General features: G+C 65.9%; 16 protein-coding genes and 6 pseudogenes. 8 read left to right on the top strand and 14 right to left on the bottom strand.

The features are described 5' to 3' along the window. Positions 1 to 73: 73 nt before the first annotated feature. Positions 74 to 448, bottom strand: a complete 375-nt coding sequence (locus E3U25_RS03255) for a hypothetical protein (protein ID WP_166435415.1) — start codon at positions 446 to 448, stop codon at positions 74 to 76. Here E3U25_RS03255 and E3U25_RS03250 point away from each other — a divergent pair. Continuing rightward, a complete protein-coding gene (locus E3U25_RS03250) occupies positions 447 to 875 on the top strand; it encodes a metallophosphoesterase (RefSeq protein WP_166435416.1) in 429 nt (142 codons plus the stop codon). The genes E3U25_RS03255 and E3U25_RS03250 overlap by 2 nt on opposite strands. 406 nt (positions 876 to 1,281) lie before the next feature. On the opposite strand, the gene E3U25_RS03245 is transcribed toward E3U25_RS03250, so the two are convergent. The 5 genes from E3U25_RS03245 to E3U25_RS03225 form a co-directional block, all read right to left on the bottom strand. Then, positions 1,282 to 1,515, bottom strand: coding sequence for a hypothetical protein (locus E3U25_RS03245; RefSeq protein ID WP_116221217.1), 234 nt, complete (start codon positions 1,513 to 1,515; stop codon positions 1,282 to 1,284). A 194-nt stretch (positions 1,516 to 1,709) separates the two neighbouring features. Then, a complete protein-coding gene (locus E3U25_RS03240; RefSeq protein ID WP_166435417.1) occupies positions 1,710 to 1,982 on the bottom strand; it encodes a hypothetical protein in 273 nt (90 codons plus the stop codon). Between the two features lie 714 nt (positions 1,983 to 2,696). Beyond that, entirely contained in the window at positions 2,697 to 3,104 is a 408-nt protein-coding gene (locus tag E3U25_RS03235; protein ID WP_036752673.1) for a carboxymuconolactone decarboxylase family protein, read from the bottom strand. 51 nt (positions 3,105 to 3,155) lie between these two features. Next, positions 3,156 to 3,455: a DUF1330 domain-containing protein gene (locus E3U25_RS03230; protein WP_116221218.1), complete on the bottom strand. Its 300-nt coding sequence runs from the start codon at positions 3,453 to 3,455 to the stop codon at positions 3,156 to 3,158. Next, complete coding sequence (locus E3U25_RS03225; RefSeq protein ID WP_116221219.1) at positions 3,452 to 4,159, bottom strand: GntR family transcriptional regulator; 708 nt, start codon at positions 4,157 to 4,159, stop codon at positions 3,452 to 3,454. Before E3U25_RS03225 ends, E3U25_RS03230 begins: the two co-directional genes overlap by 4 nt. 101 nt (positions 4,160 to 4,260) lie before the next feature. On the opposite strand from E3U25_RS03225, the pseudogene E3U25_RS03220 reads away from it, so the two are divergent. From E3U25_RS03220 to E3U25_RS03200, 6 genes and pseudogenes are all read left to right on the top strand, one after another. Further along, positions 4,261 to 4,862, top strand: a pseudogene (locus E3U25_RS03220) (amino acid synthesis family protein). A 138-nt stretch (positions 4,863 to 5,000) separates the two neighbouring features. After that, positions 5,001 to 5,147, top strand: a pseudogene (locus tag E3U25_RS25005) (alpha/beta fold hydrolase); the annotation flags it as partial. 79 nt (positions 5,148 to 5,226) lie between these two features. Then, positions 5,227 to 5,879 (top strand): annotated as a pseudogene (locus tag E3U25_RS03215) (ABC transporter permease); the annotation flags it as partial. Next, positions 5,876 to 6,964, top strand: a complete 1,089-nt coding sequence (locus E3U25_RS03210) for an ABC transporter ATP-binding protein (RefSeq protein WP_116221714.1) — start codon at positions 5,876 to 5,878, stop codon at positions 6,962 to 6,964. The pseudogene E3U25_RS03215 and the gene E3U25_RS03210, both read left to right, overlap by 4 nt. Before the next feature lie 68 nt (positions 6,965 to 7,032). After that, a pseudogene (locus E3U25_RS03205) lies at positions 7,033 to 8,478 on the top strand (NAD-dependent succinate-semialdehyde dehydrogenase). Positions 8,479 to 8,578: 100 nt separating this feature from the next. After that, a pseudogene (locus E3U25_RS03200) lies at positions 8,579 to 8,967 on the top strand (transposase); the annotation flags it as partial. 90 nt (positions 8,968 to 9,057) lie between these two features. Here E3U25_RS03200 and E3U25_RS03195 read toward each other — a convergent pair. The 8 genes and pseudogenes from E3U25_RS03195 to E3U25_RS03160 form a co-directional block, all read right to left on the bottom strand. Further along, a complete protein-coding gene (locus E3U25_RS03195) occupies positions 9,058 to 9,549 on the bottom strand; it encodes a branched-chain amino acid ABC transporter permease (RefSeq protein WP_244295122.1) in 492 nt (163 codons plus the stop codon). A gap of 273 nt (positions 9,550 to 9,822) precedes the next feature. Then, positions 9,823 to 10,176, bottom strand: a pseudogene (locus tag E3U25_RS03190) (SDR family NAD(P)-dependent oxidoreductase); the annotation flags it as partial. An 89-nt stretch (positions 10,177 to 10,265) separates the two neighbouring features. Next, positions 10,266 to 10,619: an HIT family protein gene (locus E3U25_RS03185; RefSeq protein ID WP_116221221.1), complete on the bottom strand. Its 354-nt coding sequence runs from the start codon at positions 10,617 to 10,619 to the stop codon at positions 10,266 to 10,268. Between the two features lie 118 nt (positions 10,620 to 10,737). Then, complete coding sequence (locus E3U25_RS03180; RefSeq protein WP_116221222.1) at positions 10,738 to 11,457, bottom strand: 2OG-Fe(II) oxygenase; 720 nt, start codon at positions 11,455 to 11,457, stop codon at positions 10,738 to 10,740. Continuing rightward, positions 11,454 to 12,512, bottom strand: coding sequence for a bifunctional DNA-binding transcriptional regulator/O6-methylguanine-DNA methyltransferase Ada (ada, locus tag E3U25_RS03175; protein WP_208861528.1), 1,059 nt, complete (start codon positions 12,510 to 12,512; stop codon positions 11,454 to 11,456). The genes E3U25_RS03180 and ada overlap by 4 nt, the downstream gene beginning before the upstream one ends. Positions 12,513 to 12,635: 123 nt before the next feature. Then, a complete protein-coding gene (locus E3U25_RS03170; protein ID WP_116221224.1) occupies positions 12,636 to 12,995 on the bottom strand; it encodes a DUF1330 domain-containing protein in 360 nt (119 codons plus the stop codon). A gap of 210 nt (positions 12,996 to 13,205) precedes the next feature. After that, a complete protein-coding gene (locus tag E3U25_RS03165) occupies positions 13,206 to 13,373 on the bottom strand; it encodes a glycine zipper domain-containing protein (protein WP_166435418.1) in 168 nt (55 codons plus the stop codon). Beyond that, positions 13,373 to 13,885: an SRPBCC domain-containing protein gene (locus E3U25_RS03160; protein WP_116221225.1), complete on the bottom strand. Its 513-nt coding sequence runs from the start codon at positions 13,883 to 13,885 to the stop codon at positions 13,373 to 13,375. The genes E3U25_RS03165 and E3U25_RS03160 overlap by 1 nt, the downstream gene beginning before the upstream one ends. 98 nt (positions 13,886 to 13,983) lie before the next feature. Here E3U25_RS03160 and E3U25_RS03155 point away from each other — a divergent pair, with 98 nt between their 5' ends. After that, positions 13,984 to 14,880 (top strand): LysR family transcriptional regulator, encoded by an 897-nt coding sequence (locus E3U25_RS03155; RefSeq protein ID WP_116221226.1) that lies wholly within the window; start codon positions 13,984 to 13,986, stop codon positions 14,878 to 14,880. The last annotated feature ends 367 nt before the right edge of the window (positions 14,881 to 15,247 follow it).

Below are 15,247 nucleotides of genomic sequence, written 5' to 3'. Positions count from 1 at the left end.
TCATGGCCAGCACCATCGCGCTTGGCCGCGCCGGGGGCCATCGCCACGCCGCTTTCGAAAGCCGATCGCCCGGTCAACGCCGGATCGAGATTTCGGGCGAGAGGGCGAACTGATCTCCTCCAGTTCTGGCGCCGGCACGCAGCTGGAACTGCCCATTTCGAGCGTTCGACATGAGTTGGGTGATCTCGGTGCCGACCTCGAACGACGGGTGCCGGCTGCCACTGTCCGCCGGTCCGGCTGCCGGAGCCAACTGCGCCGACCTGGCCTGCTTCGAGGGCCGCGAGCGTGACGCGGCGCGCCCTGCCCCGGCGTCATAGGCGGCGCCGGCGTCACCCCGCCGGACGGTCTGGTGCGGCTCAAGCAGCTGCTTGCCGCGCAGGTGATGGCGGTCCGCTCCCTCGATGCGAACGACCTGGCGGCCCGGAACGACAAGGGAGGGTGGTGACATGCGCATTCTCGTGACCGCCGATCTTCACCTCGCCTTCTGGCTGCAGGCCGGCCGCGATCCGCTCGCGGCCCTTGATGCGGAGTTGCTCGCCTCGCTCGATGCGCTGATCGTCGCAGGCGATCTTTCGAACAAGCCCAAGGTGCGCTGGCCGCATATGCTCCGGCACCTGGGTCGCTATGTCGAGCCCGGCCGGAGCCATCTCCGGCCTGGCAACCACGACTATGACGACCATGCGCTGGACGGCGACGACTCGCTGGCAGCGATCTGCGCCGGGGCCGGGGAGCATTCCTGCAGAAGGCGGAACTCGTCCTCGGCAACCTGCGCTTCCTGTGCTGCACGCTCTGGACAGATTTCGCCCTGCGCGGCGATCTGCGCCTGGGCGATGATGGCGGCGCAGCGTGACGATTGCCGCTATCGCATCAGCTAAGGCTACCGCCGACACGACGCTTGCCCATGCCGATCACCGGACATGGCTGGAAGGGCGCCCTTCCCCGGCCTCACCATCGTCGTCGCCCATCACTGTCCGCATCCGGGCCTGATCGGCGGGCGGCGCAGTAATCTGGATCCGGTCTATGGCTCGGATATGCTACCGCTCATCGAGCGATATCAGACCAACAAGGCTCCGATCATATCAATGATACAATTACTGCCTCCCAGGGGTCCGTGCGCCGCTATACCGTGGAATATCGCCTCGTGAACTGCAGGGCTTGAAGTGTCATGTGCAGCACTGCCAAGACAATGATAATGGCCGGGTCCATTTCCATGGCACTCATCCACGGTTTTCGAGGCCATGCATCCGGTTACGCTTACGCCGGGCATGCCGGAAATATTGTTCAGGAATGCATTTCCCCCATGCTCCGGTGCCGAGGTGGCTTGGCAAGCACCATGATCGGCCTGCAGAAGGTGTTGCTGACGGTCCCGTATTCCCCATGGCAATCGATCTTCTCGCTTCCACCGCTGGCAATCTTGAAAACACCGGGCGCCACCTCATTCGCCATCAGGATGTCGGGAAGGCTGACGGCGATAGCTGTGGCTTTTGCCAAATCACCTCTGATGATCATTTCCATCTTTCGGCTGGAACTTTCCCTACCAGTTATATTCGAGGAGGAGACACCTCTGGACAGCGGAAACCCGTGGACAGCCATCAGCTTCCACAGCAAGAAAGCAGGAGGAGGATTATCGAAAAACTCTATGAATCACCATATGCCTGGACGAACATCGCCTCGTTTCACCGGAAAATCAGATCCCAGCACGGCGATGCTCACCGCAGACCAAGCTCGGTTGGGGGGATAATAGCCATCCAGAAGGTCGTTTCGTTTCCGAACATCGCGCCGACAGCGGCAAAGAAGGCAATAAGGCGACGGAAACGGCCTTCCCGCAGCTCGAATTCGTGCTGGCCACGACGGGCAACGTGCAGACCCAGGTCAACAACGTCGAGGATCTGATCGCCCAGCAGATCGACGCGCCAGTGATCCTCCCGCTGGCCGAGCCGGTCAAAGCCGCCAAAGCACGCGGCATCTTCTTTCAGTACCAATGCGACATCTGCTGCGCGTCATCCTCTGATCCGGTCCCAGGATGTCGGGATAGGAATGACCCTAACAGGCTGCTGAAAAAGGATTTTGAGAGGGCGACGCAGCAGAAATCGTTCTGGATCCAGCTGATATCGGCCCGAAAATAGGGTGTTTTCGGCAAATTTGAGGCGGATTTCCCGGTTCCCCGCCCGCGCTGTCCTGTCGCAAGGACCTTTTCAGCAGCCTGCTAAGTTGCCCACAGAGCCGCTCCCCTAGTTCTTGCGCTTCATCTGCAGCCCGGCAGCCTTGGCCGGGTTGCACCACTCCCGAATTGATCCCCTGGTGACAGATACGCCGCCGCCCGGCGATATCACAGAGGCGTTACGGCGCGCTCTGGTCCAACGGCTGGTCGCGACAGGATGATGCGATGTGCTTGACCGGAATTCTTCCCGGATCGCGGCGAGAAGGATATGGCTGCAACATAAAAAGTGGATGCGCCGAGAATCAGCCAGCGCAGCACCCTGTTCACGGCGGCCGTCGAGCGGATTCCACTTGATTCAACAGCGGAGAGGTCAATGCGGCTTTCGCAAATCAGGTCGCCTAACATTCCGGCGAGAGGCGCCGATTATCCACAATGACATTCCCCTGAGATCGTTACCGAAACAGCGGCCGGGCTTCATGTCAACTGCAGGCATCCGCCCGCCCAAATCGCCGACATGATAAAGTGGCACTTCACCCTATTTGTCCTCATTCGGTTTGGGGACGGCTCCTTCGGCCACCAGGATCTCATGCGCGGCCTTGAAAGCGTCAAGGCCTGCCGGGATACCGCAATAAGCCGTGGCGTGCAGCAACGTAGCGCGGATCTCGTCCACGGTGACGCCGTTGTTCAGCGCCCCCCGCACATGCAGCTTGATCTCGGGGGTGCGGCCAAGCGCGGTCAGCATGGCAAGGTTCAGCAGGCTGCGCGTCTTGCGGTCCAGGGTTGGATCGCCCCAAGCCCAGCCCCAGGCCCAAGCCGTGGTCGCCCGCTGGAACGACATCATGAAGTCGTCCGCCCGCTGCATCGAGCCATCGACATAGTCCGCGCCGAGCACCTCGCGCCGGATCGGCAGGCCCTTGTCGAACAATTCCTGGTCTTCGGCCATCGCGATATCCCTTCTCGCTTGATCATTCGCCGGCCTCCTAGCCGACCTGCATCAGGACGACGGTTCCGAAACGCCTTCCACGACCACGACATGCGCCTCGCATGCGCCGTCCCGGCGAGCACGGGCTTCCCGTAATTCCGGGGAATGAAAGCAGGCGCGGGCGCGGGCCAAGTCGGGAAACCGGATCACCACATGGCGCTGGAGAGCCGGGCCTTCCAGGGTCTCGGCTGCCCCACCCCGGACCAGAAACTCGGCGCCGAACTTCGCGAAAGCCGCGGGCGCCAGCGCCTGGTATCCGGCATAGGCCTCGGGATCGAGAACGGTCACATGGGCGATCCGATAGGCGCTCATTGCCCCATCCTCTGGTCATCCTCGTTCGCCGCATGCAGCAGCTTGCTTGCGATTTCCGCGGTTTCGGTCAGGTGCTCGCGCACGGCTTCGCCTGCCCGGTCCGGGTCTTGCGCGAAAATGGCCTCGGCAATGCGCTGCATCCGGGCCTGGCCCGATACATGCCGGTCGGTCGAGGCCAGCGTCAGCGCCCGAAGCCGCGAAATGCGCCCATTGAGGCGCTGGACGATCTCCCAGGCGATGTGATGCCCGGCGGTGACGAAAATGACCTCGTAGAACCGCGTCGTCGCATCGTAGAGCACCTGGGGATCGTCGGATAGAAAGGCCTCCTTGAGGCGCTGAAGCGCGGCCTGCAGATCGGCACGGGCGGACGTGTCGAGAAGCCTGGCGCAAGCCGCCGCCGCCGCCGCCTCCAGCCGGAGACGGATGTCATAGATCTGCCGGGTCTTGTCCCAGTCGAGGGTAGCGACGATCGGCCCTTGCCGGGGCTGGATCTCGACCAAGCCCTCGGCCTCCAGATAGCGGATCGCCTCGCGGATGACGGATCGCGAGACACCCAGTTGATCGACCAGCGTCCGTTCGACGAGCCGGTAACCGGAAGGGAAGCGCCCCGACATGATCGCGGCCCGCAAGCGCTCCACCGCAAGTTCGCGAAGCGTCTGAGGAACGTGCTCGATGCGCAGGCTGGCATGTTGTTCGTTTGTCATGGTGCCAGATTAACGCGGCTGGAATGCCAAGACAATGTCTTATTGACATATGGAATGTTGGTATACCACCTTCCGGTCATCGAATTGCTCTGGGGACTGCCATGATAGCGGAAATCCGCAAGACCTTGCTGAATATCGAGACCACGCTGAGCGAAGGCGGCCGCACCGCGCCGCAGCCTTTGAAGCTGATCACTGCCGCCGCCGTGCTGAAGAATCCCTGGGCGGGGCGCGGCTATGTCGACGACCTCAAGCCGGAAATCCACGCCGTCGCCCCGATCCTGGGCGAATTGCTGACCACTATGGTGATCGAGGCCGCCGGCGGCGGCGACAAGGTCGAAGCCTAGGGCAAGGCTGCGGTGGTCGGCCTCGATGGCGAGGTCGAGCATGCCAGCGCGCTGATCCATACCCTGCGCTTCGGCAACCAATACCGCAGCGCGGTGGGTGCGAAGTCCTACCTGGCCTTCACCAACACCCGCGGCCCGGCGCACGCCCCGATCATGATCCCGCTGATGGACAAGAACGACGAGGGCCGCCGCTCGCACTATCTGGCGATCCAGTTCGCGATCCCGGATGCCCCAGCCGCCGACGAGATCGTCGTCGCGCTCGGCGCCTCGGTCGGCGGGCGCCCGCATCACCGTATCGGAGACGCCATCAGGACCTGAAGGATCTGGGTCATGATGTCTCGAACCCTGCCGCTGTCTGACGGCGCCTCCGTCCGGCTGATCGAGGCCGGGCGCGGCGATCCGCTGCTGCTGATCCACGGCGTCGGCATGCGGGCCGAGGCCTGGGAGCAGCAGATGGCCGCCTTGTCGGCGCATCACCATGTCATTGCCGTCGACATATGCCGGGGCACGGCGCTTCGTCCCTGCTGCCGGCGGCTGCGCGCCTGCCCGATTTCGTCGCCTGGGCGGCGCGACTGGTCGAGGCGCTGGACCTGGGTCCGGTCAATCTGGCCGGCCACTCCATGGGCGCGCTGGTTTCGGCGGGCCTGGCGGTCGAGCGTCCCGACCTGGTCCGGCGGCTGGCATTGCTCAACGCGGTCCATCGCCGCTCGCCCGAAGCTCGCGCCGCCGTCCTGGCCTGCGCCGACGAGATCGCGCGCCGATCCGCGCTGGCTGCAGGCCGCCTTCACCTCGGCCAAGATCGCCGCCATCGTCATGGTGCTGTCCGTCGCCATCGGCCTGCTGGCCTCGCTGGCGCTGGTGCGCGGCCGGTTCCGCGGGCGGGCGGTGCTGCGCGGCTTCTTCCTGACCCCGATGGTGCTGCCGGTGGTCATCATCGCGGCGCGCTTTGCGCCGCCTTCCTACGGCTGGGGCTGAACGGCACGCTGGTGGGCTTTGTCATCGCGCATCTGATCGTCGCCCTGCCCTTCGCGATCATCACCATCTCGGGCGCGCTGGAAACCTTCGCCCCCTCCATCGAGGATGCCGCGATCCTCTGCGGCGCCAGCCCGTGGGAGGCGCGCTTCCGCGTCACCCTGCCGGCCATCAGCCACGGCCTGTTCTCGGCCGCCATCTTCTCGTTCCTGATCTCCTGGGACGAGGTGGTGCTGGCGATCTTCATGGCCTCGCCCAAGCTGCCGACCCTGCCGGTCAAGGTCTGGACCACGCTGTGCCAGGACCTGACGCCGGTGATCGCCGCCGCCTCGACCCTCCTCGTCCTTCTGACCGTGGTCCTGATGATCGCGGCCGCCCTGATCCGCAAAGGCAAATCCCGATGACCAGCCCCTACCTGCACATCAACGGCATTCGCAAGACCTTCGGAGACGTCGTTGCCACCGACCATGTCGAGCTGGAAATCGGCGAAGGCGAGTTCATGACCTTCCTCGGCCCCTCGGGCTCGGGCAAGTCGACGACGCTTTACATCCTGGCCGGTTTCCAGGATCCGACAGCGGGCGACATCAGGCTGCGCGGCAAGACCATCCTGCAAACGCCCTCGCGCACGCGCAACATCGGCATGGTGTTCCAGCGCTACACGCTGTTCCCGCATCTTTCGGTGGGCGAGAACGTGGCCTTTCCCCTGCGCGTGCGCCGCGCGCCGCAAGCCGAGATCGCCGCCAAGGTGAAGCGCGCCCTGTCGCTGGTGCGCCTGGACGGGTTCGAGGACCGGATGCCCGCCAACATGTCCGGCGGCCAGCAGCAGCGCGTCGCCCTGGCCCGTGCGCTGGTCTACGATCCGCCGGTCCTGTTGATGGACGAGCCCTTGTCCGCTCTGGACAAGAAGCTGCGCGAGGAAATCCAGTATGAGATCCGCCGCATCCACCAGCAGACCGGCGTGACCATCCTCTACGTCACCCACGACCAGGAAGAGGCGCTGCGCCTGTCCGACCGGATCGCCGTCTTCAACCGCGGCAGGATCGAGCAGGTCGGCACCGGACCCGAGCTTTATGCCAGTCCCGCCACGCATTTCGTGGCCGATTTCATCGGCGACAGCGCCTTCCTGGCCGGAGAGCTGGCCGAGGTGAAGGACGGCCGGGCCACGCTGCGTTTCACCGATGGCACGGTGCTGGCCGATGTGCCGATGCACGGCGCGGGCGCGCGGGGCGGCAAGGCCGAACTGATGCTGCGCCCCGAACGGATCGACCTGTCTGACACGATGGGCCCGCCGGGCGCCTCGCTGCCCATCACGGTAGAGGACGTGACTTTCCTGGGCAACAACAGCGCCGTCACCGCCCGCACCGGCTGGGGCGACCCGCTTTATATCCGGCTGAACTTCGGCCATCCGATGATGGGCAGCGTCTCGCGTGGGGACAAGCTGCATGTGCGCTGGCAACCGCAGGATGCCCATGCCTTCAGCAAAGAATGACGCCCGAGATCGGAATTCCCTCCAACCCGCCGGCTTGCAACACGCGCCCGCCCGCAGCGGAAACCGCGATGCTTGACCTGAACGATCCCTCGCTGCTGACCGGCAGCGCCCTCATCAACGGCTCATATGTGCCGGGCGACCGGGTGTTCACCGTGACGAATCCCGCAACCGGCACGGAACTGGCACAGGTGGCCGATCTGGGCGTTGCCGCGCTTCGCCAGGCCGTCGACGCCGCCCATGCCGCGCAAAAGCCCTGGGCCGCGCGCACCGGCAAGGACCGCGCGACGATCCTGCGCCGCTGGCATGACCTGATCATGGCCAACCCGGAGGATCTCGCCCTCATCCTGACCGCCGAGATGGGCAAGCCCCTGGCCGAGGCACGGGGCGAGATCGCCTATGGCGCATCCTATGTCGAATGGTTCGCCGAAGAGGCCAAGCGCGTCTACGGCGACACCATTCCCGGCCATATGCCCGACAAGCGCATCATCGTGCTGAAGCAGCCGGTGGGCGTCGTCGGCGCGATCACGCCCTGGAATTTCCCCAACGCCATGCTGGCGCGCAAGATCGCCCCGGCTTTGGCGACAGGCTGCACCATGGTCGCCCGGCCCTCGGAACTGACGCCGCTTTCGGCCCTGGCGCTTGGCGTTCTGGCCGAGCATGCGGGGATTCCGGCGGGGTCCTGAACATCGTGCCCGGCCTTGATGCCGCCGGCATGGGGGCCGAGCTTTGCGCCAATCCCAAGGTCGCGAAGATCACCTTCACCGACTCGACCCGCGTGGGCAAGATCCTGATGCGGCAGGGCGCTGATACGATCAAGGAGCTGTCGCTGGAACTCGGGGCAACGCGCCCTTCATCGTCTTCGATGACGCTGACCTGGACGCGGCGGTCGAGGGCGCCATGGCGGCCAAGTTCCGCAATGCCGGCCAGACCTGCGTCTGCGCCAACCGCATCTATGTGCAGACGGGGTGCATGACTCCTTCGTCGAAAAGCTGGCTGCCAAGATCGCGGCCCTGGCGGTCGGCGACGGTCGGGCCGAGGGCATCGCGATCGGTCCGCTCATCAACGACGTGGCGCTGGCCAAGGTGGAGGACCATATCGCCGACGCCCGCAGCCATGGCGCGACCATCGCCACCGGCGGCACACGGCATGCGCTGGGCGGCCGCTTCTTCCAGCCGACCGTGCTGTCAGGCATGACGCCCTCAATGAAGATCGCCCGCGAGGAAACCTTTGGCCCCGTCGCCCCCATCTGGCGCTTCGAGACCGAGGATGAGGCGGTGGCGCTGGCCAATGCCAGCGTATTCGGACTGGCGGGCTATTTCTTCTCGCGCGACCCGTCTCGCGTCTGGCGCGTGGCCGAGGCACTGGAGGTCGGCATGGTCGGGGTGAACACCGGCCTGATCTCGACCGAACTGGCGCCCTTCGGCAGCGTCAAGCAATCCGGCCTCGGCCGCGAGGGCAGCCATTACGGGATAGAGGATTACCTCGAGATCAAATGCATGTGCCTGTCGGCCTAAGCTACTTTGGCAGATTGCAGTCCTGCGAGCGTTTTGAGGATCTCCCTGTTCGGTTTTGCGGGATTCATGGGGTCGATTGTTGCAGGCACCGGCCAAGAACATGGATTGGCAAGTCGATCCGCAGCGGTGGCTTGAGCCGTTCATCACGGCCTTACGCGCGCGGATCTATCCGGCCTGTATGGCCAGGCTGATTGGTCCTGGGGATCGCAAGAGCATCCAACCGATGGCGCCGCGTGCCGCAGGCGCAAGCTATGACCCACTTCATCGCTGGCTTGTGGGATGCCGCGCCGTTGGAGGCGGCGCTGCCTGCCGAGGCCGAACAGACAAGTCGGCGGGGACGATGCGTGGCTGATTGTGGATGACACCGCGCTCCTCAGGAAGGGATGCCGGGCGGCCGGCGGCGCGCCGCAATATGCCTCGGCGCGCGGCAAGAATGCCAACTGCCCCACGCGGGTGGCGCAGACGCTGGCCTGGGGCGAAGTGCCGGTCACCGCGATTGTTGGCCATACTGCCCAGAGATTCAGGCTGAGGGCGAGAATACCGTAGATGCAGGAGATCGAGACGACATGAATGAGGAAATCAGACACGGCTTGCCTCGCTGACGAAAATGCCCTTGGGGTGGAACAGCAGGATGGCAACCAGCAGCGCGAAGGAAGCCGCAGGTGCATAGCTTGCCGGCAGGAAGAAGAAATCCCTCCCGATCAGCAGACCATAATTGAGATTGGTGATCAGCGTTTCGGCCGCCGCGATAATGACGGCTCCCACCACCGCACCAAAGGCGTTCCCCAACCCGCCAAGGATTGCCGCCGCAAAGACCGGCAGCAGCATGTTGGTCCCCATGTCGATGCTGACCGATCCCCTCAGCGCCAGCATCGCGCCGCCAAGTACGGCGAGAACGCCAGACAGGAAAACGACGAAGCCGGTTACCTGCCCGATGTTCACCCCGGCGGCGGCGGCGAGGACGGGGTTGGTCGAAACCGCGCGCATCTCTCGCCCGAGCGGCGTGCGGAACAAGAGCAATGCAAAGCTCAACAGCACGACCAGCGCCAGGCCGCCGGTGATCATCTGCATCTCGGTCACGCGCACACCCAGGATCCGGGTGGCAGGCGCAACGGGAACCGCGAAGCGCTGCGCCGACAGAACATGGCCAACGCGAGCGACCCGGTCAATGCGATCGCGGACTCCAACCGCAACAGCCGCTCGAAGATGAGGCGGTTGCACAACCAGGCCAGCACGCCCGCGGACAGCGCCGAAACCGTGATGGCCAAAGCCAGGGAAAACCCATGCCTTTGCAGCGCTATGCCGGTGCACAAACGCGACGTTTGGAAAGCAGGTCAAGGATTAGGCCGCCGTCAGGTTGACCGCGATGACATCCCGCCAGTTCTCGGGTGCCATCTCGGGGACCAGCCCCATCTGGCCGACGATGCCCGCATTGTTGAAGGCGCCGTCCAGCGCACCGAATTCCTGCAGCGCAAGGCCGGCCAGCACATCGGCATAGCCTTCATCCCTGACGTCGCCGGCCAGAACGCGGGCTCAGCCGCCGTCCCGGTTGATCGAGGCCGCAAGGGTTTCCAGTTCCGCCGCCCGGCGCGCGGCCAGCGCCAGGTTGGCACCCTCGGCGGCAAACAGCGTGGCTGCGGCTGCGCCGATCCCGCTGCTGGCGCCGGTGACGATGATCGTCTTGCTCGTCAGTTCCATGATCCGTTCTCCTGAATAGTGGCCCATGGGTGTCCAGCCGCGGGGCCGCCCTGGCGGCTTCCCGTTCCTTGCCCTCGAAAGGCGGCGGCTCATAGCCTGCGGGCGATGTCCGCCGCGATCCGCTGAAGCGCGGCATCACCCGGATGCGGAAGCTCGCGATAGGTCACTTTCTCCTCCGGGATGTATCGCCTGGAGGTGATGTCGTCCTTCTCGACCAGCGGCACCAGATGGGCATGGGCATGGGCATGGGCATGGACGACATCGCCGCCGGTGAAGGCGAAAGCGACCCGCTCGACATCGAACAGCGCCTTCAGGATCCTGGCAAGCCTCTGCGCCAGCCTCATGATGTCGGTGGCAATGTCCGGCGGCAGCTCATCGAAGGTTTCATAGTGCTCAATGGGGATGATCTGCAGATGTCCCGGCCGGGTCGGCCCGATATCCACGAGGCGCCCAGCCGTTCGTCGCGGAAGACCTCATGCGCCAGCCCCCGGTTGCGGGCGACCCGGCAGAGCAGGCAGGACATCGCGTTCACCCCTTCCCAAAGCCCGCGCTTTTACCCGATCATGTCGCGTCGTGGAAGATGATCCCCAGCGTGTGGCGCCGGCCGCCTCGGACGGTGCTGACGCCGTGGCGCATGTTCACGCGGTAATCGCCCCGGTTGCCGCGCACCGGGCGGTGATGCACCGCGAAGGCGACGGCGTCGCCCTGGCGCAGCGGCACAACCTCGGCCCGGCTCTGCATCCGGGGGCGCTGTTCGGTCAGCACGAACTCGCCGCCGGTGAAATCGCGCCCAGGCTCGGACAACAGGAAGGCCACCTGCAGGGGAAAGGCCAGCTCGCCGTAAAGATCCTGGTGCAGGCAATTGAAATCGCCCGGCCCGTATTGCAGCAAGAGCGGCGTCGGACGGGCCTGGCCGGCCGCATGGCACTGCTGCAGGAACGCGTCCAGCGTACCGGGATAGCGGGTGCCGATCTCCATGCGCGCGTTCCAGCCATTCGCCACCGTCGCCAGATGCGGATAAAGCCCCGCGCGCAACTCCGCCACCAGATCCGGCAGCGGATAGCCGAAATAGCGGTATTCGCCCTGGCCGAAACCGTGCCGGGCCATGTGGATATGGCTGCGGAAATGGCCCTCCTGCGGATAGAGCGCCGCCAGCGCGCGGCATTCGGCCGCGATCAGCAGACCGGGCAGGACCGCGCTGCCATGCCGATCCAGCTCTGCCCCGAAACTCGCCCAATCCCGTGCGGCCAGCCGGTCCTGCAAGGTCGCCAGGGCGCTCATGCCTGCGCCTCTTTCTCCAGCAGCGCACGCTTGCGCGGGACGCCCCAGCGATAGCCCGAGAGGCCGCCGTCGGTCCGCACCACGCGGTGGCAGGGGATGGCGACGGCGATGTGGTTCGCGGCGCAGGCCCCGGCCACCGCGCGCACCGCCCGCGGCGCGCCGATGCGACGGGCGATCTCGGCATAGCTGGCGGTCCGGCCCGCCGGTATATCGCGCGACGCTTGCCAGACGCGGGTCTGGAAAGCCGTCCCGCGAATGTCCAGCGGCAGGTCCAGCCCGATCCCCGGCGCCTCGACGAAGCCGACCACCTTCGCGACCAGCGCCGCGAAATCCGCGTCGTCACCCGTCAGCCGGGCCTGCGGAAAGCGGTCCTGCAATTCGCGCACCAGCGCATCGGGATCGTCGCCCAAGCTGATCGCGCAGATGCCCCGGCCGCTTTGCGCCACCAGGATCGCGCCAAGCGAGCATTGCCCCACCGCGAAACGGATATCGGCATCCCGGCCGCCCTGCCGGTAGGCCGAGGGGGCCATGCCGAGCATCCGCGGCGACTGTTCGTAAAAGCGGCTGCTGGCGTTGAACCCGGCGGCATAGATCGCATCGGTGACGCTGGCGGCCTCGGGCAGTTCCGCGCGCACGCGCCCCGCCCGATGCGCCGCCGCATAGGCCCGCGGCGTCAGCCCGGTGATCGCCTTGAACTGGCGGTGGAAATGATGCGGGCTCATCCCGACCTTCTTGGCCAGATCGTCCAGCCGCGGCACCTCGTCCGCCCGTTCGATGATCCGGCAGGCCTCGGCGACGATGGCGGCATTCGCCTGCGCCGACGACGGGCCGCGGGGATTGCAGCGCAGGCAGGCGCGGAAGCCCGCGGCCTCGGCCTGGTCGGGCGTGTCGAAGAAGGACACGTTCTGCGGCTTCGCCTTGCGCGAGGGGCAAGAGGGGCGGCAATAGACGCCCGAGGTCCGCACCGCATAGACGAAGGCGCCGTCGCAGGCCGGATCGCGGGCAAGAACGCCTTGCCAGCGCGGATCGCGTTCGGTTTCGGTTTCAGTCGTCATCGCCAGTTCCATCGCTCGGCTCCTTCCATCACATATGTCGCGATGATAGGCGCCGCCAGCATCGCGTCGCTTCCCGCCCCTTGCTTTCAAATCCGCGACCGGGCGCCGACGGTCCCGGCACGGCTACCCCCCGGCGACGGGGTGCGCCCCCGCCCCGCCCGGCTGCGAGAGGATGTCCGTGGCACGATGATCGTCCCCGACCCCGTCGATCAGGATCACATCCCCTTGGGAATTGCGGGTGCGCAGCGGCAGGATCGCCTGATAGGCCGGCGAGGCATACCAGGCGCGGGCAGCCACGCGGTCGGGAAAGCCGATGACGATCAGATCCCCCGGCCAGGCGCCCTCCAGTTGTTCCTTGTCGCCGCCATGGATCAGGAACCTGCCTCCGAACGGCGCGAGCGTGGCGTCGATGGCTTCGAGATAGGCAACGATATCGGGGCCCATCTCGACCTGATGCAGACGGGCAACGGCGTAGCTGGTCATGAGTAGATCTCCTTCTCCGATGTGATTGGTTGAGTGCCGGCCGATGGCGTGGCGCACCAAACCCCGGCCCGGCTGGAAAGCCGGCAACCGCCGCCCGGCCGATGAACGGTCCAACGACCGCTCGACATGATCGGGCCCGTCGCCGGCGGGACGATGGCGGTCGTCTGCGCCGCCTTCATGGGGAACGGGCGGAATGCCCGGACCCGATACCTATTTTCCGCCGGATTTCCCGGCCCAGGCCTTCCAGGCCGAGCCGATGGCGAGGCCCAGCGCCAGCCCTATGCCGACGCCAATCCCGATATTGTCCATCGCGCTGCCCACACCGGCGCCAATCCCCAGGCCCAGCGCGATCCCGATAGCGATTTTCCTGTTGCGCATCACCGCCCCTTTCCCAGGCCGATGGGTCCGGCCTCCACCCTGGCTTTCAGTGCCGCGTTCATCCTGTCGAAATCGCCGGCAAACCGCTTCACGTCGATGAACCACAGCAACACGCCGTGAAAGCTCTCGCCATGGACCAGCCGGGTGCCGCCCCGGCGCCCGTCGAGGATGAAGTAATGCTCGCCGTCGAAGACGCGCGGCAGGAACAGGCGGCCAAGCCAGCGCAGCTCCCTTGCCGGCGCGACCTTCAGCACGACCGGCCTGAAGGTCATCTCGCTGCCGGTTTCCGGGCGCATCCTGTTGACGAGCGTTGCGCCCTCGGCCAGCTCGCCTTCCATCGACAGGATGAAGGGATTCCAGTCGCGATGGCTGCCCGGATCGCCCAGCAGCGCCCAGACCTGCGCGGGCGTGGCGTCGATCTCGACCTCCGTGATCACCTCCTGCCGCGGCGCGAACAGGAACGCCGCCGCCAGCAGGGCGGCCACCAAGGCGACGGCAAGCAGGATGGTCATGGCGTTCCTCCGCATTGGCGCTGTCCGTGGACAAGACATAGGCCGCGCAGGGCAGAACGAAAATTGACGAATGACGTAGGGAAGATATACAAAATCGTATGTCTGGTCGTGTCGATAGCTGGGATCATTGGCGCAGCTTTCTTGCCGTGGTCGAGGAAGGCAGCCTGTCGGGGGCGGCCAGGGCCCTGCGGCTGACCCAGCCGACGGTAGGCCGTCACATCGACGCGCTCGAGGATGGGATCGGGGCAAGGCTCTTTACCCGGTCGCGCGGCGGCCTCGATCCAACCCAACTGGCGCTGTCGCTGGTGCCGCAGGCAAGGGACATGGCCGTGATCGCGGATGACCTGGTCCGCACCGCCTCGGGCGAGCGGGACGAGGCGCGCGGCACCGTCCGGCTGGCGGCGATCGATATCGTCGGAACCTTCGTGCTGCCGCCGATGCTGGCCGACTTCCGCGATCGCCATCCGGGGATCGACATCGAATTGGCGCTGTCGACCCGCAACGAGAACCTTCTGCGCCGCGAGGCCGACATCGCGGTGCGCATGGTGCGCCCCGAACAGCAGGCCATCGTCGCGCGCCATGTGGGGCTCATCCGGGTCGGCCTGTTCGCCCATCGCCGCTATGTCGTCGCCCACGGCCTGCCCGAGACGGTCGAGGCGCTGTTCTCTCACCCGCTGATCGGCATCGACCAGGAAGAGGGCCTTGTCGCCGGCATATCCTTCGGCGGCCACCCGCTCACGCGCGAGAGCTTCGCCTTTCGCTGCGACAGCGCCGTGGCCCAGCTGATGGCCGTGAAGGCCGGCTTCGGCATCGGCGCCTGCCACCTTGGGCTTGCGGCCGATGAGCCGGACCTGGTGCGCGTGCTGCCGGACGTGGTGGAGTTCGGCTATGAGATGTGGGTCGCCATGCACGAAGACCTGCGCGACACGCGCCGGATGCGACTGCTGTTCGACCACCTGGTCGAAAACCTCGCCGCCTATGCGGCAATGCAATAGCTTCGACAGGCTTGAGCCGTTCAGGGCGCCCCCGGTGCAGGCCGGTCAGGGCCGAAGAACACAGGTGCCCCCGGACGCCATCGCCCCGCCGAATGCGATTACACGGTGGCTGCGGGCGCGAAGAATGCGCTGGATCATGCTGGACGGTCGGAAGCCCCGCAGGCTTGGGCCATACCGTTCCTGCTGATCGTTCCCGGTATCCTTCCGGGGCCTCCGCGGGACCAACCTGGTCCCGGCCCCGTCGCGGTCGTTGCCGATGCGGCCGGGCTGAGGGCCGGCAGCCTTCGCGTGATAGTTTCGGCCGCAGGCAAGGGAGTTGACGATGGGAATTTCGAACGACGCAGACAGGTAAGCCGCGACAGCCTGG

It is taken from the genome of Paracoccus versutus (genome assembly GCF_029909795.1).
In the GTDB taxonomy this organism is placed as follows: Bacteria; Pseudomonadota; Alphaproteobacteria; order Rhodobacterales; family Rhodobacteraceae; genus Paracoccus; species Paracoccus versutus.
This window is presented reverse-complemented; position numbering and strand designations above follow the sequence as displayed.